This is a genomic window from Candidatus Thermoplasmatota archaeon (assembly GCA_035540375.1).
In the GTDB taxonomy this organism is placed as follows: Archaea; Thermoplasmatota; SW-10-69-26; order JACQPN01; family JAJPHT01; genus DATLGO01.
On record DATLGO010000058.1, the window covers coordinates 37,812 to 60,864 of the forward strand.

Here is a 23,053-nt window from a genome sequence, read left to right on the forward strand (position 1 = left end):
CGGTGACGTCTCCCCGCGCGTGACGGCCCCGACCCCCGGGCTCCTCGTGGAACGCCTTCCCGACGCGCTCACCGCGTGGGAGGCCTTCCTCAAGGTCCACCGCCCCGGGGAGCGCGCCCTCTTCCTCGATTCCACGCCCGAGGCCGCGACGACCGACGCCGAGCGCGCCTTGCGTCGCTGGTCCTTCGTCGCCTGGGCGCCGCGAAGCGTCCTCGCGATCCGCGACGGACGCGCGGAGGTCGACGGCCGCGCCGTCGCGGGCGATGCCGGCGAAGCGCTCGCGCGCTTCGTGCGCGGGGCGGCCGCGCGCTTCGACGCGGGCGACGCGCCCGCGCCCTTCGCGGGCGGCGCGGCGGGCCTCTTCGCGTACGAGGCCCTCCGGCTCGTCGAGCGCGTCCCCGCCGCTCGCGCGGACCCGCTCGGCGTCCCCGATGTCCTCCTCGGCGATTACGACCGCGTCCTCGCGTTCGACCACGCGGGTGGCCGCGCTTGGCTCCTCGCGCGCGACAAGGACGCGGCGGCGGACGCGCACGAGCGCCTCGCGCGCCCCGCTCCCGCCGTCCCCGCCCTCGGGCCGTGCCGGCTCGACACGCCGCCCCCGGCCGCCGCGTTCGAGGCCGCCGTCGCCCGCGCGAAAACGCACGTCGCCGCGGGCGACGTCTATCAGGCGAACCTCAGCCAGCGCCTCGTCGTCCTCGGCGTCGAGGACCCCGTCGCCGCGTACGCGCGCCTGCGCGCGCGCAACCCGGCCCCGTTCGCCGCGTTTTTCGACGCGGGCGACTTCCACGTCCTCTCCGCCTCTCCGGAGCGCCTCGCGCGCGTCGCGGGCCGCGAGGTCGAGGCGCGTCCCATCGCGGGCACGCGCCCGCGCGGCGCGACTGCGGAGGCCGACCGCGCGCTCGCGGCGGAGCTCGCGCGCGACGAGAAGGAGCGCGCCGAGCACGCGATGCTCGTCGACCTCGCGAGGAACGACCTCGGCCGCGTCGCGCGCTTCGGGAGCGTGCGCGTGGACGGCCTCGCGTTCGTCGAGACGTACCGCAGCGTCCACCACCTCGTGAGCCGGGTCGTGGGCGACCTCGCGGACGGCGCCGACGCGGTGGACGCGTGGCGCGCGACCTTCCCCGGGGGCACGATCACGGGCGCGCCGAAGGTGCGGGCGATGGAGATCATCGCCGACCTCGAGGGCGAGCGGCGGGGCCCGTACACCGGCGCGCTCGGCTACCTCGCGCCCGCCTCGATGGACCTCAACATCCTCATCCGCACGCTCGTCGTCAAGGACGGCCGCGCGCACCTCAGGGTCGGCGCGGGCATCGTCGAGGACTCCGTCCCCGCGCGCGAGCGCGCGGAGACGCTCGCGAAGGCGAAAGGTGTCCTCGACGCCCTGGGGGTCGCCCGATGAGGCGCGCCCTCGCGTGGGTCGACGGGAACGTGGTCGACGCCGCCGCCGCGCGCGTGTCGGTCCTCGACCGCGGCTTCACGCTCGCGGACGGCTGCTTCGAGACGATGCGCCTCTACGCGGGCCTGCCGTACGCGCTCGACCGGCACCTCGCGCGCCTCGCGACGAGCGCGCGCCTCCTGGACATCCCGCTCGACCGCGCCCCTGCGCGGCCCGCCGCCGTCGTGCGCGCGCTCGCCGAGGCGTGGGGCCCGGAGGAGGACGGGATGCTGCGCGTCACGCTCACGCGCGGGGTCGCGGGCGGCGTGGCGGGCCCGCGCGCGGAAGCGGCGGCGCCGACCCTCGTGGCGACGGTGATCCCCGTCCCCTATCCGGCGCGCTTCTACGAGGAGGGCCTGCGCGCCGTCCTCCTCGACCGCCCGCGCCGCGCGCCCCCCGAGGTGCTCGACCCGCGCGCGAAGACGCTCGCCTACCTCCCTCACGTGCTCGCGCGCCGCGAAGCCGAGCGGCGCGGCGCCGACGAGGCGCTCCTCCTTTCGACCGACGGCCGCCTCGCGGAAGCGACCACCGCGAACGTGTTCCTGGTCAAAAACGGCGCCCTCGCGACGCCCGACCTCGCGACCGGCATCCTCGACGGCCTCACGCGCGCGGACGTCCTCCGCCTCGCGCGCGCCGAGGGCCTCGCGGTCGAGGAGCGCGCGATCGACCCGCGGGAAGCGGCCGCGGCGGACGAGATCCTCCTCACCGCGAGCGTGGGCGAGGTGCTCCCCGTCACGCGCCTCGACGGCCGCGCCGTGGGCGACGGCCGCGTGGGCGCGGTCGCGCGCCGCATCGCGGACCTCTACCGGCTCCATGTGAAACAGTCGCTTTCGCAGGGGGCGAGGGGAGTTTGGGAAACCATTAACTAAGGTCGGGGCGCCTTTCGCCGCGTGCGACCCGGTTCGGGTCGCCGGATGGGATTGGGATGCAAGACGGCCACGTCAAGGAGGTTTCGTTGTGTTGAAGATCGCCGATTCGAAAGTGGAAACCGAGGCCGGGTTCCTGGAGCTGACGCTCCGGTTCGACGGGGACGTCGCGGAGCGCGTCCTCGCCGACCTCGCGGCGTGGACCGCCCACGTCGCGATGGCCGAACAGCAGGGCGGCTGGCTCAAGCGCGCGAACTGATGACCGCCCAACGCGGAGGCCCTCGCGCCTCCGCGTCCTTTTCTTCCAACCACGCCCGCCCGCCACCGGAAGGGCTATTTACGGCGAGCGAATATCCGGCGCCACCGCCCGGCCCCGGCCGGACGTTCTCATCAGCCCCGTGGTCTAGTGGCCAATGATTCGGGACTCTGGATCCTGCGACACAGGTTCGAATCCTGTCGGGGCTATACTCAGCCATCGAAGATGGCTGCGCCAGCCCCGCCAGGGTTGGCGCTTTTCCGTCAACGCTTTTGCGAGCGGAGCGAGCGAAAAGGGTTGGTTCGGATCCTGTCGGGGCTATACTCAGCCATCGAAGATGGCTGCGCCAGCCCCGCCAGGGTTGGCGCTTTTCCGTCAACGCTTTTGCGAGCGGAGCGAGCGAAAAGGGTTGGTTCGCGTCAAACCCTCCGCTCGCGGCCTCGACGACTCTCAATACTTTCATATGTTCACATCCGTTCCGTGGCCTGGAGGCTTCACCTTGACGTCGCGCCCCTTCCGTCTCGCGGCGGCCATCGCACTCCTGACGCTCACGCCCACGATGCTCTCGACGGTCGAGGCGGGCCAGCCGCCGGAACCGCCCGTCGTCACGGCCACCGCGGTGCCGAAGCACGTGTCCCTCTTCTGGACCGCGCCTGCCACCGAGTCCGGCGCGCCCGTGCTCGCCTACAGGGTCTACCGCGGGTCCCCGACCTGCGACGCGGCCTCGCTTCTCGCCGTGCGCGAATCCGCGCGCACCCTCGTCGACAAGAGCGTCGCGCTCGAAACCACCTACTGCTACTACGTGACGGCCGAGAACCGCTTCGGCGAGAGCGCGCCGAGCGCCCCCGTCACGCTCACCGTGCCGCCCGTTCCCGATCTCGTCGTCACGCGGCTCGACATTTCGCCCAGCTTCTACTGCCTCAGCGTTTGCGAACCAGCGGTCGCGGGCAGCGAGAACCCGCTCGGCGACCGTCTCGTGGAAGTCACGGTCGCCAACCTTGGCGCGGGCGCGACGGTCATGAAGACGAACCTCACCGTGTGGGCGTGCGATGGCGCGATTCTGGAAACGTGCGAACTCGTGGGCTACCGGCAAGCGGGCCTCCTTGCGCCGAACGCTACGCTCGAGTACCAGACGACGTGGCCCGCCTTCGGGCGCGTGGGGCGCTTCGAATTTTGCGCGAAGGTGGAATACGGCGGCCTCGAAGCTTCCGGGCCGAACAAGGCCTGCACTCACGAAGCGGTGCTGACGGAAGGTGCGGGATTCGGGGTGATGGCGACGGGCTCGATCGCATGTTTCGAACGCGACTTCGACGACCGCGGAGGCTTGAGTTCGCCGACGAGACAAGTGCAATGGGTGGGGGCCAGCATTCTTTATGGGTTTCTCATTCCCTCTCCCCCCTGGTATCGCCTTTGTTCCTCGGACCCGTCGTGGGCGTGGGGCGCCCGTTGGGATTGACCGTGTACGGAGTGACTTGAGGATGGCGGGAAGATGGTCCGCATCGAGGTTTCCAGGCTCAAGGTCATCCCCCTGATGCTGTCCCTGGTCCTCACCGGCTGCCTCGCAGCGCCCGAACCGCTCGCGCCTTCGCAGACGATCCGCGGCCCGCTCGAGCCGATCACCATCCCGCCCGACCACGCCGAATTCTTCGAGTTCGAGTTCCTCCACCCGTCGAACGTGTCCTGGTTCGCTACGAACGTCACTGGGACCGTGGCCGGATGTCTCATCCTCGCGGCAGATGCGACCGAATCCCGCGCCGACGAGCCGGTCGAACGCTGGGCCTGCCTGGAACCCGTCGCCCGCGCGCGCGAGGCCTCTGCGATCCTCGAACAAGGCACCTACGCGGTCGCCTTCCGCTGCCTCGACGCCGATGAGGTCTGCTTCGTCGAGCCGCAGGTCGCGACGATCCGGATCTGACGGCCCTCGTCGGACCGCGCGCGACGGAGAGCGCCCCGCGTCCGCGGCCGCCGAGCGCGAGGTGGGATCCGAAAGCGAGACGTCCGCGTGAAGGCTCGATCTGAAAATTCCCCGCGCGGACGGCCCCGCCGCCCGCGCGTGTGTGCGTCGGCTTCTAACGGTTCTTCTGCGGCTTCCCGCTCTTCCCCTTCTCGCGCTCGCGCTCGCGCTCCTCCATGGGGTTGCCCATGGGCATGTTCGGGTTGCGGGCTCCCGGCCGGTTCTCGTTGGGCTTGGGCACGCGAGCGCGAAACGCGTGGGGGAGCATGAAGAAGGATGGCATCACGGCTCACGCAGCGGTCGCGACGGCGGCCTCGCGCCGGTCGCGCGAGGTGATCTCCGCGACCATCGCCGCGTGCTCCGCGTCGGTCACGCCGAGGCTCTCGCGCAGGGCCTGGAGGGTGCGGCTTTCGCGGTCGACGAGGATGCCGTCCGCGAGCGCGCCTTCGAGGCCGTGGCGGTAGATCTCGAGCTGGCGCCTGCGGCGCGCTTCGCCCTTGAGGTCGGGGAAGAGGCGGCGGCCGAGCTTGTCGGCGCCTTTCGAGACGGGGGACCAGAGGATGGTCGCGCCGATCGCCGCAAGCGACCCCGCGGCGAACTCTCCAGGCAGGATTCCCGCGAGGTTCTCCTGCAGGACGCCCTCGAAGGCGTTCTCGAGCACGATGAACGCGCCCGCGGCGACGAGGCCGCCGAGCGTCGCGGCGGCGACGCGGCGCACGCGCGCGTCGATGTCGAAGACCTCGAAGCGCACGATCGCGTAGCCGAGGAGGATCGGGTAGGCGAGGAGCGCGACGTTCTGCAGGAGGTCGGCAACGAGGCCGGTCGGGACCGCGGCGGAGGCGAGCGTGAGCGCGAGGACGGCCGCGAAGGCGGCGAGGAGGAATCGGCGCTCCGCGCGGAAGGCGTCGTCGTCGAGCCGGAGGACGACGACGGCGACGGCGAGCGCCACGAGGCCGAGGACGCCGAAGAGGGCATAGAGGAGGCCCACGTCGGCGCGCGTGAGGAAGTAGAACTGCGGGTTCACGAGCGCGTACGCGACGAAGGACGTCGTAAAGTACGGGACGTAGGCGACCACCATGCCGCCGAGCACGTACGCCCCCTGCCGGCGCCAGCTCGCGGCGCGGTCGTGCACGAGGCCGTAGGCGAGCTTCACGATGACGAGCGCCGTCGCGCCCACGAAGGCGGCAAGCAGCAGGTTTCCGAGCGGCGTGTAGAGGAACGCGACGTCGCCCCCGGGACGAACGACGGGGGCCCAGAAGAGCGTGTGGTCCCATGCGTAGGCGCCCACGAGGACGCCGGCGGGCGCGAGCGCCGAAGCGACGAGCCAACCGCGCGCATCGTCGCCGAACAGGGGGCGCGGGAAGAGAAGGCCGAAGAGCGCGAGCGCCGCGAGGAAGGCGATGAAGAAGTACCAGTACACGCTCATGAGATAGACGCGCAGGACGGGGTCCGTCGTCATGTTGCGGAGGACGAAGATGACCGTGCTCCCGCCGTCCGCGAGCGCGAGGAGGAAGAACCCGCGGTTCAGCCACGCGTTCGGCCGCGCGACCAGGATGAAGGCGCCCACGCCGAGGATGAGGGCCCCCGCGGTGAGGCCGAGGAGATTCCCCGCGCTCCAGTCGAGGTCCACGCGGCGCAAGCGCGCTCGTCGCGCATAAGGCGTTGCAGCCTTCCGGCCTGCGGGGGCAAACCTTCATGAAGGGCCCCGATCGCTAGGCGCCGGGAGCTGAAGCATGCGTATCCGTGGGAAGGCGTCGCTCGCCGTCTTCATCCTCGTCGTCCCGACCGTCCTCGTCGCGGCGCCCGTCGCGCTCGCCGAAGGGGGCTTCGAGCGGCTTTCGACGCTGAACCCGGTCCCGGTGAACACGACGGTCGTGAAGCGCGGGGAGCACGCGATCTGGTCGAACGGGTCCTTCCGCTTCCAGCACACGGTCACGATCGAAATGGGCGGCCGCGCGACGCTCCTCGACGCCGCGGCCGAGTTCGCGGCCGGAAGCGGCGGGTTCCTCGTCCGGTCGGGCGGGACGCTCGACGTCCTCCGGTCCACGCTCGACCCCGCCGCGGGAAGCGCATACCGCGTCCTCGCGGAGGCCGGATCGACGCTCGTGCTCGCGAACAGCACCGTCACGGGCGGGCAGGGCGTGCGCGTCGAGACGTCGAAGGCGACCGTCGACGACAACACGTTCCAGTCGATCCCGCTCGCGCTGCACCTCGTCGGAACCAGCATCACGGTCGAACGCAACACCTTCCTCGCGAACGCCGTCGGCGTGAACCAGACGGGCGGATTTCCCGTCCTCCGCGCGAACCGCTTCGAGGGCGGCACGTACTGCGTGCGCGACTGGCTCTCGGACCCCACGATCGACGGGAACGAGATGCTCGGTTGCTCGTACGGCATCTGGCACGAGCGCAGCGAATCCCTGCTTGTCAACAATCGGATGATCGACAAGGCCGACCCGCCGGGAACGGGCATGGCGGTCGTCGACACGATGTCCCCCGTGATCCGCGGGAACAACATCTCGAACTGGGGCACGGGCATCCTCATCCGCAACGCCCGCGCCTACATCCGCGAGAACACAATCCACGGGAACGTTCTCGATGGCGTTCGCGTGGAGCGCAACTCCGCGCCGATGGACATCACGTCGAACCACATCTACAAGAACGGCCGCGACGGCATTCACCTCTCGTTCGTGTCCAAGGTCCCCGTCACCGACAACCGCGTCGGAAGCAACGGTCGGCACGGACTCTACGCCGCGTTCATCGCGTCGACCGAGGTCCGCGACAACACGTTCTCGGGAAACGGCGGCGACGGCGTCCGCATCTCGCCCGGGAACAACCTTGTGCTCGAAGGCAACATGGCGCGCTCGAACGCCGGCACGGGGTTCGTGATCGGCGCCGTCTCGACCGCGACGCTCGACTGGAACTTTGCCTGGTACAACAAGCTCGACGGCTACGAGATCCGGGGCGCCTCCGTCCACCTCGAAGGCGGGGAGGCCGGCGTGAACGGCCGCGACGGCTTCGCCGTCGTGAACGCCTATGAGGTCACGGGCGAGGCGCCCCGCGCGTACAGCAACGGCGGCGCGGGCTTCCGCTTCGCCGCCACGCAGGGCGTCTCGATGACCGCGCCGCTTGCGAACATGAACCGCGACGGTTTCCTCGTCGAGCACGGCAACGAGAACGTCGTCCTCGCGCGGCCCACGGCCTACGCGAACGCGCGCGACGGGTTGCGCAGCCTCGCGGGCCCGACGAGCGCGCGCGAGGGCGCCTGGGTCGGCAACGCCGGATACGGCATCCAGAACCTCGACGCCCTGAACGTGGTCGACGCGATCCTCGGATACTGGGGCGCGCCGACGGGTCCTACGGTGGCGCCCGCGACCGTCGGCAAGGGCGATCGCGTCTCGACCGGCGTCCTCTTCGCGCCGTTCGCGCCGGGCCGCTTGAATTGAGAACGTTTTGTCGGCGATCAAATGGCTGATCGAGAACGGCTAAACCGGTTCCGGGATGCTGGGCCGGTGAGGCTGACCATGCGTTCCCGATCCTGGGCCCTCCTTATTGCGCTCCTCGTGCTGGTTCCGACCGCCGCGGCGTTCCACCAGCCCGACAAGCCGAAGAACAACCCGAACGACCGCGGCGGCCAGCACCACCAGGGCGGGTCGGTTCCGACCGTCGGATCGCACACGATCCGCGCGGGCGAGTTCGGGAACTGGTCGGACGGCACGTACAAGTTCACGGGGAAGGTCACGATCGAGTCGGGCGGTCTTGCGCTCGTCTCGAACGCCTCGGCCCTGTTCGCTTCCGGAAGCAACGGCTTCCACGTTCTTGCGGGCGGGACGCTGCGCATCCTCGACAGCACGCTTCAGCCCGAAAGTCTCTCCTCCTCGTACCGCGTGGTCGCGGATCCAGGGTCGCACCTCCGCCTCGACGGCGCCCATCTGAAGGGCGGCCAGGGCGCGTCGATCGCGACGGAGCTCGCGATCGTGACCGGGAACACGTTCGAGGCCATTCCGCTCGCGGTCCATCTCCTCCACACGAGCATCACGCTTTCGGGCAACACGTTCCTCGCGAACGGCGTCGGCGTGAACCAGACGGGCGGCTTCCCCGTCCTCCGCGGAAACACGTTCGAGGGCGGCACGTATTGCATCCGCGACTGGTACTCCGACCCGACGATCGACGGCAACCGCCTCGTCGGCTGCTCCTACGGCATCTGGCACGAGCGCAGCGAATCGATCATCACGAACAACGAGATCGTCGACAAGGCCGACCCGCCGGGCACCGGCATCTCGGTGGTGGACACGATGTCCCCCATCATCGGGGGGAACGACATCTCGAACTGGGGCACGGGCATCCTCATCCGCAACGCCCGCGGCTTCGTGCGCGACAACACGATCCACGGCAACGTCTTCGACGGCGTCCGCATCGAGGGCAACGCGGCCCCGATGGACATCACGGGCAACACGATCCGCGGCAACGGCCGCGACGGCGTCCGCCTCGTCGGCGCCTCATCGATCCCCGTCGAGGGCAACGTGATCACGGGGAACGCGGGCCACGGGGTGTACGGCGAAGGCGTCTCCAACGTGACGATCCTATCGAACACGATCGCCGGAAACGGTGGCGACGGCGTCCGGCTCGCGAGCGGGTCCGCGCTCGTCGTCGAGAACAACCTCGCGGAATCGAACGGCGCCTCCGGCTTCGCGCTCGGCGCGGGCGTTTCGAACGCGCGCCTTTCGAAGAACACGGCGGCCTCGAACGCGCTCGACGGCTTCTCGATCGCGGGGGCCGACCTCGTCCTCGAAACGGGCGAGGCGCGCTCGAACGGACGCGACGGCTTCTCGATCGCCGACGCCGCGCGGATCACGGCGCACGAGCCGACGTCCGAAGCGAACGGCGGCGCCGGTTTCCGCGTCGCGAACGTGGAGCGCGCGACGCTCGTGAAGCCCGTGGCGAGCGGCAACCAGGACGGCTTCGCGGTCGAGGTCGGTTGTCGCGACCTCGTCCTCGACGGCCCGAAGGGCCACGGGAACGCCCGGGACGGGCTCCGCAATGCCGCCGGCGCGACCTCCGCGCTTCGCGGATCGTGGGTCGGCAACGGCGAGTTCGGCGTCCGCAACCTCGACGCGACGTCGAAGGTGGACGCGCGCCACGGCTGGTGGGGCGCCTCGACGGGTCCCCGTCACGCCCTCAATCCGCTCGGCACGGGCGATCGCGTCTCGGACGGCGTCACCTACGTGCCGTATGCGACGTCGCCGCCCGCGGACTGATCAGAAATCGCCGAGTCCCCGCTGCCCCTTCGGGCGGGCGGCGGGGGCGAGGTCGATCGCCGGCTCGCCGAGGACCTCGGCGAGCCGCGCGGCCGTTCCCGGGCCGAAGCCCATGTAGTGGTTGTTTGCGAAGAGGAAGACGTGGCCCGCGCGCCGGCCTTCCTCCGCGATCCTTTCTCTCATCTCCTCCATCGCCTTCGAGCCGTCGCGCTGGATGCGGTCGAACCGCGTGAGTTCGCGGTCGCCGATGAAGCGCACGTAGAGGAAGTCCGCGGTGGCGACGGGCGGCGTCGGCGCGTCCGCGTTCACGCTCCACGCGAGCGCCGCGCCCGCCGCTTCGAGCGCCTTGTACGTCTCGTCCGTCCACCAGGAAGCGTGGCGGAGCTCGACGGCGAGAGGCTGGTCGCGCGGCACGAGCGGGAGGAACGCCTCGAGCGCCTTGCGTCCCTTCTCGGCGCGGAAGCTCGCGGGCAACTGCGCGAGGAGCGGTCCCAGCTTTCCCGCGCGCCGCAGCGGTTCGAGGACGCGCAGGAACGCGGCCACCGCGCCTTCCACGTTCTCGAGCTTCGCCTCATGGGTGATCTCGCCCGGGAACTTGAGCGCGAACGTGAAGCCGGGGGGCGTCGCGCGGGCCCAACGCTCCGTCTGCTCGAGCGTGGGCATGCGGTAATAGCTCGAATCCACCTCGACGACGTCGAAGACGCGCGCGTACCGCTCGAGATACTCGCCCGCGGGCGTGCCGCTTGCGTAGAAGACGCCGAGCCAGTCGTCGTAGCCCCACCCGGAGCAGCCGATGCGGAGGCGCCTCGTCACGGATCCGTCGAGGCGGCGCGCGGTCATGAGCTTGGCGGTGGCGCGCGCCTCACACGTGGGCCGCGTACGGCGCGACGGCGTCGTCCGCGACGTCCGCGAGGCGCATCACGTAGAGGCCGGTGATGACGTCCGAGGCGACGACGAGGCCGTCGTGGCGCCACTGCGCGTTCCACACGTGCGGCGCGTAGTCGCTTACGGTCACGTTCGTGCCGTTCGGCGGGACGGGGAAGCGGTACGCGAGGACGCGCGGCTCCGCCGTCGCGTTCGCGCCCTCGGCCTCGGCGGTCGCGTTCCCGCCCGCGGCGCGGAAGACCGGGTTGAGGTCGAGCACCCACACGCCCGCGTGGTAGTGGCCCATGACGAGCTTCCCGTCCGCGGTGAGGTCGAAGTTGTGCGGCGAGTGCAGGTAGCCCTCGGGGTTGAGCGGGTTCCCGGGGAGGTGCCACTTCGCGAGGAGCTTCGGCTTCGCGGGGTCCGTCGTGTCGAGGACGTAGCTCTCGCCCGCGTGCTGCGCGGAGGCGTATTCGGGCGCGGCGACGGTGTAGTGCCGGCCGTCGACGAGACCGGGCATCGGCTGCACGAAGTGGATGTTGCCGTACTCCGCGACGTCGAAGTCCTTCCATGCGGCGAGCTCGCGCGGCTTCGAGGGGTCGCTCACGTCGGCGACGAGGACGCCGCCGTCCCAGTACGCGACGTAAAGGATCGTCTGGTCGGTCGCGGGGTGGCGCTGCACGAAGATGTCGTGGACGAACACGCGGCCGCCGCTCGATTCCGAGGGGAAAAGGCGCGTGACGGGGCGGAAGCCGCCCGGGAATCCGCTGTCGAACTGGACGATCTCGACCGCGCTTGCCATGCGGTCGACGTACGAGAGCCCGTACGAGGCGATGAACGCGTAGACCTTGTTGCCGATCTCGTGGAGCTTCACCGTGTGCGCGCCGGAGGGGGCCGAGACCCACTCGGCGACCTTCTTGGGCTTCGCGGGCTCCGCGAGGTCGAGCAGGGTGACGCCTGCGGGAACGAAGGGCGGACAGAGGACGGGCGCTCGGCCGGGGAGCGGCACCGAGGTGCAGCCGGGCGCGACGCCCGGGGGCGGGTTGACCGTCGCGTGCCGGTGCCCTGCGAGGGCGACGTAGCGGCCGTCCTTCGTCGCGTGCACGTCGATCGTGGTCGTGAACTCGCTCACCCACGTGCCGACGACGAGGGGCGCGAGCGGGTCGGAGAGGTTGACGACGATGAGGCCCGGCTTGTTCGAGGGCGGGATCGCGTAGGCGGAGACGAGCGCGAGGTCGCCCGCAAGGTGCACCTGGTTGTAGCGGCCCGGCGCCTGGGGGTCGTGGCCGTAGAGCGACCACGCAACGACGTCGAGGTTCCAGCCCGCGTCGTGCGAGGCGAGGTCCGCGTGGTCGTGACCCTCGGCGATGTCGAGGTAGGGGAGCGCCTCGTTCGCGGGGAGGCCCGTCGGGTCGAGCCCGCCGACCGGTCCGGGGTCGGGCGCGACGCAGCCCGCGAGGGCGGGGGCGGCGAGGACGGCGAGCGCGAGGACGGCGAGGACGCGGGACACGCCTCGTCACCCGGGGAGGGACAGCATGAACCTTGTGGCGCCCGCCTTGCCCGCTACTTGGGCATGAGGTAGCGCCGGATGGCCTTGAGGCGGCGGGAGAACTGGCGCGTCCGGTGCGCGGCGGGGCCGTGGTGCGCCTTCACCATGAGGACGTTCCCGTGGGCCCGGTCGCTCACCTCCTCCGTCTTGTGGCCGAAGAGATAGTTGCGCCACGCGGATTCGGTCGTCGCGCCGACGACGACGAGGCCGTACTCCTTCGACTTCTCGACGAGCCGGCTGATGACGCGGGGCGCGCGGTCGAGGTCGAGCTGCGCCTCGACGCCCGGGATGGCGTTCTGTTCGAGGAGCGATTGGCCGCGCGCCATGCGGGCGCCGGCGCCCTCCTCGTCGATGCCCATCACGTGGTAGAGCGTCGCGCGACCGCCGTGGCCCTTCGCGATGGCGGTGCCGAGGCGGATGGAGAGCGGGGCGTGCGCGCCGCCGTGCGTCGGGATGAGGACGTCGCCCATCGTGCGCTCGCTCTTCACGCGGAGGACCGCGACGTCGCAGGGCGGGTATTCGACGAGCGTGTGCGTCGGCGAGCCCATGAGCCAGTCGCGCACATGCCCGGACCCGCGCCAGCCGAGAAGGAGGAGCGAGGCGCCCTCCTGCTCCGCCGTCTCCTCGATGACGCTCGGGAGGTTGTGGCCGATGCGCACGAGCGTGTGCACCGGAATCCCCTCGGGCACCGCGCGCGCGGCCTCGTGGAGCACGGGCGCGGCGGCCTGCGCGAACGCGCGGCCTTCGGAGAGCGGCGTCACCTCGGGAACGACGACCACGTTGAGGAGGAGCACCTCGCCGTCGAGGCTCCGCGCGATGTCGCCCGCCGTGCGCGCGAGGACGCGCGCCGTCGCGGGGTTCGAGACGGGCACGAGCACGCGGAAGTTCTTGCGGACGGGCGCGTGCGTGCGGTGCACGATGGACGCCTTGAGGGCGTGCGCCTTCTGCTTCTCCTCGCGGGGCTTGACGTAGACGTAGTAGACGCCGAGGCCGACCACGATCCAGAAGATGGACGCGTACCACGCGATGGGCTCGTAGAGGTAGAGATAGAGCGCGAGGCCCGCGTTCCCGATGATGCCGAGGATCGGGATCACGGGGAAGAGCGGCGCGCGGTAGCCGAATCGCTCCCGGGGGATCGTGTTCCTGAGCTTGACGTAGCTCATGTTCACGAGCACGAACAGGAGCAGGAACATGAGGCTCGTCGAGGCGGCGACGGCCTCGATGGGGAGGAGCGCCATGCCGACGATGATGACGCCGGAGGCCCAGACGCTGAGGTGGGGCGTCCGGCGCACGGGGTGGATCTTCCCGAACCACGTCGGGAGGTTTCCGTCCCGGCCCATGGCGAACGAGACGCGGGAGGACGAGTAGATGGTCGCGTTGAGCGCCGTGAGCTGGAGGAGAAGGGCGGATCCGACGATGAGCGTCGACCCGAGCGGCATGATCTGGGACGCGGCCTCGATGAGGCCGCGCTCCTTGAGGCCGCCGAGCCATTCCCACGTCGCGAGCCCCGCGGGCGCCTGGACCGCCCCGATCGCGATGAAGGTGACGAGGAGGATGATGCCCCACACGATGAGCATCGAGTACCAGATGGCGCGCGGGATGTTGCGGGTCGGGTTCTTGATCTCCTCGGAGGCCTGGCTGATGATCTCGTAGCCCTCGAACGCGACGAAGGTGACGCCCATCGCGAGGATCGTGGTCGAGAGCGCGCCGCCGAGGCCGGGTTCGATGAAGAAGGGGTCGAAGTTGTCCGCGACGAGCGGCAGGCGCTGCGAGACCGCCCAGAGGCCCGCGACGATGAAGCCGAGGACGGCGACGAGGACGAGCGTGTTCACGACGTTCTCGCTCTTGATGCTGACCTTGACGCCGATATAATTCAGGAAAACGAAGAACGTCGCGACCCCGACCGCGATCATCTTCATGAGGTTCTCGTCGTGGCCATGGACCCATCCCGCGGCCTCCGCGACGAACAGGATGAACGCGGCGGAGGCGATGCTGTAGAGGGCGCACGCGACCGCGTGGCTGAACCACCCCATCCACCCGCCGAGGAACCCGAAGGGCTGCCCGAGGGCGTCCTTCACCCAGAGGTAGCCGCCGCCCGCGTCGTGGTAGGCGCTCCCCAGCTCGGCGTAGATCATGAGGGTGGGGATCGTGATGAGGCCGTTCAGGAAGAAGGCGAGGAGCGCGGCGGGACCCGCGACGCCGGCCGCAAGCCCGAGGAGGACGAACACCCCGCCGCCCATGAGGGCGCCGACGCCCATCATGGTCGCGTCCATGAGGGTGATCTCGCGGGCGAGGCTCACCTCTTCGACGTCGGGACGTCCCTCGACGTGGCGCGACGGATCGTCCGCGGGCGCGCGCGGGACCGCGGGGCGAGGATAGGAAGGGCCCTCGCGCGCGTGGGACGGCGACGGGGCGCCCGTCCCGCCGCCGGCCTCGGGGGTGGACACGGAAACGGGGAAGAGCGAAGCCCTTTTTATGTCTGTCTAGCCGCGATGATCGCGCGCGGAGAAAAATCGGGGCCCGCGCGTCGCGCGCGGGCCGGCTTCGCGATCAGGCGTTCCAGGGGTTCTGGATCTCGACGAGCTTGTCCTTGAAGAAGCGGAAGAAGATCCACGCGAGGCTCGCGACGAGGAAGGCCGTCTCGCGCGCCATGAACCAGAGGCTCTGGCCGAGGCGCTCGCCTGCGGCGCTCGCTTCGTAGAAGCCGGCCGCGTAGGCGTCCTTGACGAGGAGGACGAGCGACACCGCGAAGACGAGGATCACCGCGAGGTCGACGTAGAGGAGGATCTTCTTCGTGTCGCGCCGGTCGAAGCGTGACGTCACCATGTGCATGTGCGCATCCCGCATCTCCATGGCGAGGACGTCGGCTTCAAGCTGTTGATTTCGATCGCGCGCGGCGCGCGCGGTCGGAGGGACGCGGCGTGTCCCCCGGTCATCCTGGGGACGTGCTCGAAAGGAGAATGGTTATAATCGCCGCCATCCTCCCACGGCGCCGGGATGCACATGAGCAGCGGATTCCTTCTCGTTCAGACCCAACCGGGCCGGGAACGCGACGTGTACGATCGACTGGAACGCCTGCCCGAGGTCACCGGGAAGCACATCCTCTTCGGCTCCGCGATCGCGGTGAAGATCGAGTGCCCCCGCGAGTCCATCGAGCCGACGGCGCGCCACATGGCGAAGCTCGACGGCGTCGTCGGCGCGAACCTGTATCGCGCCAAGAACAACTGACGCCCACGCGTTTGAGGCGAGGCGTCCATCCTGGGGTCGGCCGTTCGGCGGCCGGCCCCGATCCTTTTCACAAAGCTCTTGACGCGAGAGCCGCGTCTCACGACGGGCGCAAGCCCTGGGGATGCACATGCCACGCGGCGTCACGGACCAGTTCCTCCACATTCTCGACCTTGAACGGCGGCACGCGATCCGGGCGCTCGTCGCGGGCGGCGTCCTCGCCCTCCTCGGGCTCTTCCTCGCGGAGCTCGCCGACGAGCCGCTCTACGGCTGGGCGAGCCGCTTCTTCACGGTCGCGCTCGTCGCAGGCGCCGTCCTCGGCGTGCTCCTCGCGCGCCGGCGCACCGCGGCCTGGAGCGAGTCGCTCCGCGCGCGCTGGAGCGCATGGATGCGCTTCAGCGTCTCGAGCACCTCGGTCGCGGAGGTCGACCGCAAGGCTCGCGGCAAGGCGCCCCTCCCGGCCGCCGCGTGGGGCCTCGTGGCGGGCGCGGCCCTTGTCGCGAACGTCGCGCTCTTTGCCGCGCTCTGGTGGGAAGTCGCGGCCGCCGCCGCCTTCGGCCTCGCGCTTTCGGCCGCGAACGGCGCGGGCCTCGGCCTCTGGCTCGGGTCGCGCATCTTCACGTTCCGCTGGACGTCGAGCGTCGACCGGGCCGTGCGCGAGCTCATCCGCGACGGCGAGGTCGGCCTCTGGGGCGAGGCCTGAGCGCGAACGCGCGGCGGGGCCGCCGCTCGTCCATTCGAGGTCGTGAAAAAGAGTCGGGCGCCGCGTTGCGGCGCCGATGGTTTCGTTCGCGATGGGTTCAGCGGACCGCGACGAGGGTCTCTTCCTCGTCCTCGGCCTCCGCGTCGCCGCGGCGGACCTCGCCCGTCGCCTCCGGGGGCAGGTCGACGTGGGCGGGGAAGTAGCTGAGGAGCAGGATGTCGTCGAAGGCGCGCACCCAGCGGTACGGCACGGCGATGTCCACGCCGCCCTGGACGAGCGCGGGGTTCGTCTTGCCGAGCAGGAGGGCGTCGAGCTTGCGGTTGCTCACGTCGAGGATGACGTTCTTCACGTCACCGACGAAGGTGCCGTTCGCCGTGTAGACGTGGAGATTGACAAAGCGAGTGATCTCTTCCAAGGTGCATCCCGCTCCTCGGGAACGCGGGCGGCGGTATAAGACGCTTGTTTTTCGCTTCGCGCGACCGGGAAGACGAAAGCGCCTTACCTCGCGACGGCGAAGGAACCCCATGCCCTCCGGGGGCGCCTTCGGCGGCATCACCCTCGTCCGCGTGGCCGGCATCCCGGTGCGCGTCCACTGGACCCTTCTCGTCGTCCTGCCGCTCTTCGCCTGGTTCATCGCCGCCGGCACCTTCCCCGCGCCCGGCGACGGCGCCGTCGACGCGCGCGGCCTCGCGCTCGGCGGGACGCTCGCCGTCCTCCTCTTCGTCTCCGTGACGCTCCACGAGTTCGGCCACGCCCTCGTCGCGCGCCGACTCGGCGTGCCCGTGAGCGGCATCACGCTCCTGCCCATCGGCGGCGTGACCTCGATGGAGGAGGATCCGAAGACCCCCGGCCGGGAGCTCGCGATCGCGGCCGCGGGACCCCTCGTGAGCTTCGCCCTCGGCTTTCCCATCCTCGCCGTCGCGCTCGCGGGCCTCGTGCCGGAGGTGACGCCGGGCGCGACGCGGCTCGTGCAGAGCCTCGGATTCCTCAACGTCGTCCTCGGCGCCTTCAACCTCTTCGTCCCCGCCTTCCCGATGGACGGCGGCCGCGTCCTGCGCGCCCTCCTCGCGTTCCGCCTCCCCGCGCTCGCCGCGACCAAGTGGGCCGCCCGCGTGGGTCGGGTGTTCGCCTTCGCGATGGCGGGCGTCGGCTTCGTGACGTTCACGCAGGGCGGCTGGACGCTCCTCCTCATCGCGTTCCTCGTCTACGCGGGCGCGACCCAGGAGGAGTCGAGCATGCGCGCGAAGAGCACCCTCGGCGACCTCGAGGTCGACCGCATCATGACGCGCGAGGTCGCCCTCGCGCGCCCCGACGACCCCGTCCACCGGGCCCTCGACGTCATGTTCGAGACGCGCCACGTCGTCCTCCCCGTCGCGGACGACGGCCGGCCCGTGGGCGTCGTGGGCCTCCACGACCTCGCGAAGGTCACGCCCCTCGAGCGCGACGCGCTCCTCGTGCGCGACGTCATGCGCGCCGACTTCGCGAGCCTCCCCCTCCACGCGCCCGCCGCGGACGCGCTCCGCCTCATCTCGCGCGAGGGGAAGGAACCCGTCCTCGTCCTCGCCGAGGACGGCCATCTCGCGGGCCTCGTCTCGCGCACCGACCTCGTGCGCGCGATCGACATCCTCGAGGTCGACCGCACGGCCGGGCTCGGACCGAGCGTTTCATAGGCCGCGGGGCGGCTCCCACCGCGTGGACGACCTGGACACGGCGATCCTGCGCATCCTCAAGGACAACGCGCGCGAATCCTTCGTCGCGATGGCCCAGGTCCTCGGGACGAGCGAAGGGACCATCCGCGCGCGCGTCAAGCGCCTCCAGGACGAGGGCATCATCCGCCGCTTCACGATCCAGACGGCGGGCCAGAACGTGAAGGCCCTCATCGAGGTCCGAATCGAGACCAACGTCAACACGGCGACGCTCTCGTCCCAGATCGCGACATGGGAGGGCGTCGAGCGCGTGTGGGAAGTCACGGGCGAGCAGGACCTCCTCGTCATGGTCGACGTCCCGTCGACCGCGGCGCTCAACGACATCATCGAGCGCATCCGGCAGTTCAAGGAGACGCAGGCGACGCGCAGTCGCCTCATCCTCAAGGAGTATTGAGGAGTCGCGCGCCCGCGGGGTGGCTGCCCCTATCGCGCGGCCGCGATCTCGCCGAGCGCGCGCGTGAAGGTGTTCACGTCCGACTCGTTCGTGTAGAGCCCGAGGCTCGCGCGCACGGCGCCGGGGTCCTCGTCGCCCGCCGGGTGGTGGCGCAGGTGGACGAGACGCGGGTCGTCGTCGGGAACCTGGAGGAGCTTCAGGAGGTAGGGGTGCGCGCAGAAGCAGCCGTGGCGCACGGCGACGCCGGCCGTGTCGTTGAGGCGCTTCGCGACGACGGGCGGCGGGAGGTGGTCCACCATGAACGAGATGGCGCCTACGCGGTCCCGGTCGCTCGTCGAGCCGAGGACCTGGACGCCGTCGATCCCGCTCATGCCCTTGAGGAGGCGCGCGAGGAGCGCGTGCTCGCGGACCTCGGCCTCGTGGCGGCCCGCGCGCTCGATGAAGCGGAGCGCCTCCGCGAGCGCGACCGCGCCGACAACGGGCGGCGTGCCGCCCTCGTGGCGTTCGACGCCTTCGGTCCAGTACGTCTCCGTGTCCGTCACGAGGCGGACGGTGCCGCCGCCGGGAAGGAACGGCGGCGCGGCCTCGAGGGCGGCGCGCGGGGCGACGAGGAAGCCGCAGCCGAACGGCGCGTACGCCTTGTGGCCCGCGGCCGCGAAGTACTGGGGTCCGCCGTTCGGGAGCGAGGAGAAGTCGAGGCCGCCGTGCGCGAGGACCTGCGCGCCGTCGATGAGCGTCGGCGCATCGTGGCGCGCGGCGAGCGCGAGGATCTCGTCGACCGGCGTGCGGAAGCCCGTGACGTTCGAGGCGGCGGTGATCGCGACGAGGCGCGTCTTCGGATTCTTCGCGAGGCGGCGCTCGAGGTCGGCGACGTCGAGGCGGCCCTCGGGCGTCATGCCGACGCACTCGACCGGGCCGCGCGCGCGGTGCGGGAGCAGGTTCGAGTGGTGCTCGAGGCACGACGTGATCGTCGCGCCGTCGCGGCCGAGGCGCTTCGCGTCGTGGTGCGCGAGGTGCGCGGCGAGGTTGAGCGCGCTCGTCGTGTTGTGCGTGAACACGATGTCGCGGTCGTCCGGCACGTTGAGGAAGCGGCGGATGGTCTCGCGCGCGTCCTCGAAGGCGTCCGTCGAGCGCTCCGAGAGCTGGTGGGCGCCGCGGTGCACGTTCGCGTACGTCTCCGACATGAAGCGCTGGACGTACTCGAGGACGGGCGTGGGCGCGTGGGTGCTTGCGGCGTGGTCGAGGTAGACGAGCGGATGCTCCCGACCGTCGGGGGCCTTCACGCGGGCGCGGGTGACGGGGAACGCGTCGCGGATGGCCGCGATATCCATGCGCGTGGAGGCGCGACCGTGGACCTTTCCATTTCCCCCGGCCAGGGTCGGGGCCGGACGGGCGGTCGCCCAACCCGGCCAGGACGGGCCTATCTTGAAGGGGCCGGAGGACGTTCGCAGGCCCATGTTCCGGCTCTCGTTCGACATCGCGCATCGCGGGTGCTGGGCGACGGACCTGAGCGCGCGGTGGCCGAGCGTTTCCTTCGCGCTGCGCTCCTCCGTCCCGTTCGAGGGTCGCGCGCGCGACGTGCTCTCCGTCCGGGCCGAGTCCGCGGAAACGCTCGCGGCGGTCGCGAAGACCCTGCAGGAGCATCCCGGCGTCAAGGCCGCCGTCGCCCTCGACGAGGAGGGCGGCACGGGCTTCTACCTCGTCGAGAACCGCTCCCAGGAAAGCCTCATCGAGGTCATCACGGCCCACGACGGATTCCTTCTCGGCCCGACCCTTCCGTCCGCGGGCATCGAGCATTGGACGATCGGCCTCGCGTACCGCGACCGCGCGAAGGGTCTCCTCGAAGCCCTCGGCGCGCACGGACCCGTCCGCATGCAGTCGCTCGTGCGCGATACCTTCCCGGACCTCCGCCTCACGGACGCTCAGCGGCGCGTCCTCAAGGCCGCGATCGCCGACGGCTACTACGACTTCCCGCGCCGCACCTCGCCGACGGACCTCGCGAAGCGGCTCGGTCTCGCGAAGAGCACGGTGCTCGAGCACCTGCAGAAGGCCGAAGCGAAGGTCATCCTCGGCCAGGAAGGCCGCTTCTGATGGATCCGCGCGCGGTCACGCTCGAAGGGAAGCGCGTGCGGCTGCGTCCCCTCGCGGTCGACGACGCGGACCGTCTCTTCGAGCTGAGCGCGGGCGACGAGGCGATCTGGCGGCTCAATCCCGAAAGCGAGCCCGACCGCGACGAGATGCGCCGCCGCACCGAATTCCTTGTCGCCGCGACGGCGGCGGGAACCGACGTCGCATTCGCGCAGACCCTCGCCGCGACCGGCGAGGTCATCGGCCAGACGACGTACATGGCGATCGACCGGCCCAACGGCAGCGTCGAGATCGGCCGCACGTGGCTCGCGCGCCCCCACCGACGCACGGGCGCGAACACGGAATCGAAGTATCTCCTGATGCGGCACGCGTTCGACGACCTCGGGGCGAACCGCGTGTGGTGGAAGACGGACGCGCTGAACGAGACCTCCCGCAACGCGATCCTCCGCCTCGGCGCGACGTTCGAGGGGACGCTCCGGCATCACATGGTCACGTGGAGCGGCCGCTTGCGGGACACGGTGGTCTACAGCGTGATCCGTCCCGAATGGCCCGCGGTCCGCGCGCGCCTCGAGGACCGACTCGCGCGGCGACCCTGAAAATCCCCTCGCGGCGGAGGAGAGCTTTATAGGCGACGAAGGGCGATCCCGACGCATGGCCCGCACGGTCCGCGACGTCGTCATCGTCGACGCCCTCCGAACGCCCTTCGGCAAGCGCGGAGGCTCCTTCAAGGAGACCCACCCCGAGGTCCTCGGCGCGGCGCCCCTCAAGGCGCTCACGGAGCGCAACGGCCTGAAGCCCGACGAGATCGACGACGTCATCTACGGCAACGTGACGCCCGTCGGGGAGCAGGGCCTCAACATCGCGCGCAAGGCCGCGCTCCTTGCGGGCTGGGGCGACGTCGTGCCCGGCGTGCAGCTCAACCGCATGTGCGGGTCCGGCCAGCAGGCCCTCAACTTCGCCGCGATGGGCGTCGCAAGCGGCTTCCAGGATGTCGTGATCGCGGGCGGCGTCGAGCACATGACGCGCATCCCGATCGGGTCCGATGCGGGCCCCGTGAGCGAGGACCTCGCCTCGGCCTTCGAGATCCTCCACCAGGGCGAGAGCGCCGAGCGCATCGCGGACCGCTGGGGCTTCACGCGCGAGGACCTCGACCGCTTCGGCGCCGAGAGCCAGCGCCGCTACGCGCGCGCGGCCGACGCGGGCCACTACAAGTCGCAGATCATCCCCGTCACCGTCGAGGTCGACGGCGAGACGCGCGTCGTCGAGAAGGACGAGCACCCGCGCCCCGGCACGACCGCCGAGAAGCTCGCGGCGCTCAAGCCGTCCTTCCGCCCCGACGGCGGCCGCATCACTGCGGGCAACTCCTCGGGCATCGTGGACGGCGCCTCCGCCCTCCTCGTCACGACCCCCGAGATCGCGGCCGAGCGCGGCTGGACGCCGCGCGCCCGTGTCGTGGCGATGGACGCGGTCGGGTCCGACCCCGTGCTCATGCTCACGGGCCCCATCCCCGCGACGAAGCGCGTGCTCGCGAAGGCGAACCTCGCGATCGACGACATCGACCTCTTCGAATGCAACGAGGCGTTCGCCTCCGTGCCGCTCGCGTGGATGAAGGACACGGGCGCGCCGTACGAGAAGGTCAACACGATGGGCGGCGCGATCGCGCACGGGCACCCGCTCGGCGCAACGGGCGGCGCGCTCGTCACAAAGCTCGTCCACGAGCTCGAGCGCACGGGCGGCCGCTACGGCCTCTCGACGATGTGCATCGGCTTCGGTCAGGGCATCGCCACGATCGTCGAGCGGCTCTAGATGCCCCGCGCGCTCGCCCTCGCGGTCCTCGTCCTCGCGCCCGCGCTCGCGGGATGCGCCGAGCCCACGGCGCCGGCCGCGGACGTCGGGCTCGCGGCGCTCTCGAAGGCCCTCGCGTTCGAGCCCATGCGCGTGCGCCTCACGCCCGGGGAGCCGGGCGAGACGCCGCCGCTCATCGAGATCGCGTGGGGCGCCACCACCTTCGGCGCGCGTTCCTCGGACGGCCGAGAGTTCCCGCCGTTCGCCGTCCGCGAAGGCCGCGCCATCTACGCGTCGCAGACCGGCGAGCGCTGGGTGAAGCACGACGCGGCCGACGGCCGCGCGCGCGGGTTCGCCCCGCAGGCCTTCCTGTGGGATCTGAGATACGTGCTCGCGATGCCGGGCGTCTCTGCCACGAGGACGGAGCGCGCGGGCGGGCTCGACGTCGAGGGCCGCGGCACGCTCGATGCGACGGGCGCCCCCATGCCGTTCGCGTTCACGCTGCGCGTGGAGAACGGGCGCATCACGCGCGCGACCATCGACGCGCCCGGCGCGCGCGAATCCCCCTATACGCTCACGGCCGCGACGGCCGACGTGCTCACGACGCCGCCGCGCGAGTCGCGGGCCGCGGCCGACGTCGAGCGGCTCGACCGCGCCTCGGCGGAGGCGCACGCCTTCGTCGTGACGCTCGTCGAGGCCCACGCGAGGAACCGCGCGGGGCTTCTCCCCGAGCGCGTCGACCGCGACGCCCTCGCGATCGAGGTCGCGGCCTCCGGAAGAAACTGGCCCGACAACCCGTACACGGGCGCGCCGCTTGCCGCGGGCCGCGGCCCGGGCGACCTCCGCTGGACGCGCTGCGAGCCGACGGTGGGTCACTACGCAGGCACCGGCTGGGACGGCGTCCTCCTCACGCGGGCCTTCGGCGGCAAGGCCTGCGCGGCGTCGCCTTGAAGTCCCGCGCGCCGCATGCCGG

At 71.1% G+C, this 23,053-nt stretch carries 23 protein-coding genes and 1 tRNA gene; 16 read left to right on the forward strand and 8 right to left on the reverse strand.

Annotation, left to right across the window (positions count from 1 at the left end; translation table 11 throughout):
- Window positions 1–19: 19 nt before the first annotated feature.
- The 6 genes from VM889_07210 to VM889_07235 all read left to right on the forward strand — a co-directional run bounded on the left by VM889_07210 (window position 20) and on the right by VM889_07235 (window position 4,472).
- Window positions 20–1,399, forward strand: a complete 1,380-nt coding sequence (locus VM889_07210) for an anthranilate synthase component I family protein (protein ID HVL48327.1) — start codon at window positions 20–22, stop codon at window positions 1,397–1,399.
- Window positions 1,396–2,304: an aminotransferase class IV gene (locus tag VM889_07215; protein ID HVL48328.1), complete on the forward strand. Its 909-nt coding sequence runs from the start codon at window positions 1,396–1,398 to the stop codon at window positions 2,302–2,304. Before VM889_07210 ends, VM889_07215 begins: the two co-directional genes overlap by 4 nt.
- An 88-nt stretch (window positions 2,305–2,392) precedes the next feature.
- Window positions 2,393–2,560, forward strand: a complete 168-nt coding sequence (locus VM889_07220; protein HVL48329.1) for a hypothetical protein — start codon at window positions 2,393–2,395, stop codon at window positions 2,558–2,560.
- 133 nt (window positions 2,561–2,693) lie between these two features.
- Window positions 2,694–2,766: transfer RNA gene (locus VM889_07225), tRNA-Gln, on the forward strand.
- A 290-nt stretch (window positions 2,767–3,056) separates the two neighbouring features.
- Window positions 3,057–4,013: a fibronectin type III domain-containing protein gene (locus VM889_07230; protein ID HVL48330.1), complete on the forward strand. Its 957-nt coding sequence runs from the start codon at window positions 3,057–3,059 to the stop codon at window positions 4,011–4,013.
- Between the two features lie 33 nt (window positions 4,014–4,046).
- Window positions 4,047–4,472 carry a hypothetical protein gene (locus VM889_07235; protein HVL48331.1) on the forward strand — a complete coding sequence of 142 codons (426 nt, stop codon included), beginning with the start codon at window positions 4,047–4,049 and terminating at the stop codon, window positions 4,470–4,472.
- Between the two features lie 154 nt (window positions 4,473–4,626).
- Here the strand turns inward: VM889_07235 and VM889_07240 are convergent, their stop codons facing one another.
- Both VM889_07240 and VM889_07245 read right to left on the reverse strand, forming a co-directional pair.
- A complete protein-coding gene (locus VM889_07240) occupies window positions 4,627–4,752 on the reverse strand; it encodes a hypothetical protein (GenBank protein ID HVL48332.1) in 126 nt (41 codons plus the stop codon).
- A gap of 48 nt (window positions 4,753–4,800) precedes the next feature.
- A complete protein-coding gene (locus VM889_07245) occupies window positions 4,801–6,141 on the reverse strand; it encodes a hypothetical protein (GenBank protein HVL48333.1) in 1,341 nt (446 codons plus the stop codon).
- Window positions 6,142–6,244: 103 nt separating this feature from the next.
- On the opposite strand from VM889_07245, the gene VM889_07250 reads away from it, so the two are divergent.
- Both VM889_07250 and VM889_07255 read left to right on the forward strand, forming a co-directional pair.
- Window positions 6,245–7,954, forward strand: a complete 1,710-nt coding sequence (locus tag VM889_07250; protein HVL48334.1) for a right-handed parallel beta-helix repeat-containing protein — start codon at window positions 6,245–6,247, stop codon at window positions 7,952–7,954.
- 78 nt (window positions 7,955–8,032) lie between these two features.
- Window positions 8,033–9,766: a right-handed parallel beta-helix repeat-containing protein gene (locus tag VM889_07255; GenBank protein HVL48335.1), complete on the forward strand. Its 1,734-nt coding sequence runs from the start codon at window positions 8,033–8,035 to the stop codon at window positions 9,764–9,766.
- On the opposite strand, the gene VM889_07260 is transcribed toward VM889_07255, so the two are convergent.
- The 4 genes from VM889_07260 to VM889_07275 all read right to left on the reverse strand — a co-directional run bounded on the left by VM889_07260 (window position 9,767) and on the right by VM889_07275 (window position 15,032).
- On the reverse strand, window positions 9,767–10,579 hold the full coding sequence (locus VM889_07260) for a DUF72 domain-containing protein (protein HVL48336.1): 813 nt from the start codon (window positions 10,577–10,579) through the stop codon (window positions 9,767–9,769).
- 49 nt (window positions 10,580–10,628) lie between these two features.
- A complete protein-coding gene (locus VM889_07265) occupies window positions 10,629–12,140 on the reverse strand; it encodes a hypothetical protein (GenBank protein ID HVL48337.1) in 1,512 nt (503 codons plus the stop codon).
- A gap of 53 nt (window positions 12,141–12,193) precedes the next feature.
- The gene (locus VM889_07270) at window positions 12,194–14,626 is read right to left on the reverse strand and encodes an amino acid permease (protein HVL48338.1); all 2,433 of its coding nucleotides are present in this window, start codon (window positions 14,624–14,626) and stop codon (window positions 12,194–12,196) included.
- Between the two features lie 103 nt (window positions 14,627–14,729).
- Window positions 14,730–15,032, reverse strand: coding sequence for a hypothetical protein (locus VM889_07275; protein ID HVL48339.1), 303 nt, complete (start codon window positions 15,030–15,032; stop codon window positions 14,730–14,732).
- Between the two features lie 144 nt (window positions 15,033–15,176).
- On the opposite strand from VM889_07275, the gene VM889_07280 reads away from it, so the two are divergent.
- Both VM889_07280 and VM889_07285 read left to right on the forward strand, forming a co-directional pair.
- A complete protein-coding gene (locus VM889_07280; GenBank protein HVL48340.1) occupies window positions 15,177–15,407 on the forward strand; it encodes a hypothetical protein in 231 nt (76 codons plus the stop codon).
- A 121-nt stretch (window positions 15,408–15,528) separates the two neighbouring features.
- Window positions 15,529–16,107 carry a hypothetical protein gene (locus VM889_07285; GenBank protein ID HVL48341.1) on the forward strand — a complete coding sequence of 193 codons (579 nt, stop codon included), beginning with the start codon at window positions 15,529–15,531 and terminating at the stop codon, window positions 16,105–16,107.
- Between the two features lie 97 nt (window positions 16,108–16,204).
- Here VM889_07285 and VM889_07290 read toward each other — a convergent pair whose 3' ends face one another.
- Window positions 16,205–16,522 (reverse strand): PRC-barrel domain-containing protein, encoded by a 318-nt coding sequence (locus tag VM889_07290; GenBank protein ID HVL48342.1) that lies wholly within the window; start codon window positions 16,520–16,522, stop codon window positions 16,205–16,207.
- 109 nt (window positions 16,523–16,631) lie between these two features.
- Between VM889_07290 and VM889_07295 the strand changes: the two genes are divergently transcribed.
- A complete protein-coding gene (locus VM889_07295) occupies window positions 16,632–17,777 on the forward strand; it encodes a site-2 protease family protein (GenBank protein HVL48343.1) in 1,146 nt (381 codons plus the stop codon).
- A 22-nt stretch (window positions 17,778–17,799) separates the two neighbouring features.
- Window positions 17,800–18,207: an Lrp/AsnC family transcriptional regulator gene (locus VM889_07300; GenBank protein HVL48344.1), complete on the forward strand. Its 408-nt coding sequence runs from the start codon at window positions 17,800–17,802 to the stop codon at window positions 18,205–18,207.
- A gap of 29 nt (window positions 18,208–18,236) precedes the next feature.
- On the opposite strand, the gene VM889_07305 is transcribed toward VM889_07300, so the two are convergent.
- A complete protein-coding gene (locus tag VM889_07305) occupies window positions 18,237–19,538 on the reverse strand; it encodes an aminotransferase class V-fold PLP-dependent enzyme (protein HVL48345.1) in 1,302 nt (433 codons plus the stop codon).
- 124 nt (window positions 19,539–19,662) lie between these two features.
- Here VM889_07305 and VM889_07310 point away from each other — a divergent pair, with 124 nt between their 5' ends.
- From VM889_07310 to VM889_07325, 4 genes are read left to right on the forward strand one after another with little or no spacing between them, the layout of a single operon-like run.
- The gene (locus VM889_07310; GenBank protein ID HVL48346.1) at window positions 19,663–20,298 is read left to right on the forward strand and encodes a helix-turn-helix domain-containing protein; all 636 of its coding nucleotides are present in this window, start codon (window positions 19,663–19,665) and stop codon (window positions 20,296–20,298) included.
- Window positions 20,298–20,891 (forward strand): GNAT family protein, encoded by a 594-nt coding sequence (locus VM889_07315; GenBank protein ID HVL48347.1) that lies wholly within the window; start codon window positions 20,298–20,300, stop codon window positions 20,889–20,891. The genes VM889_07310 and VM889_07315 overlap by 1 nt, the downstream gene beginning before the upstream one ends.
- Window positions 20,892–20,946: 55 nt before the next feature.
- Window positions 20,947–22,101 (forward strand): thiolase family protein, encoded by a 1,155-nt coding sequence (locus tag VM889_07320; protein HVL48348.1) that lies wholly within the window; start codon window positions 20,947–20,949, stop codon window positions 22,099–22,101.
- Window positions 22,102–23,031, forward strand: a complete 930-nt coding sequence (locus tag VM889_07325) for a hypothetical protein (GenBank protein HVL48349.1) — start codon at window positions 22,102–22,104, stop codon at window positions 23,029–23,031.
- Window positions 23,032–23,053 lie beyond the last annotated feature (22 nt).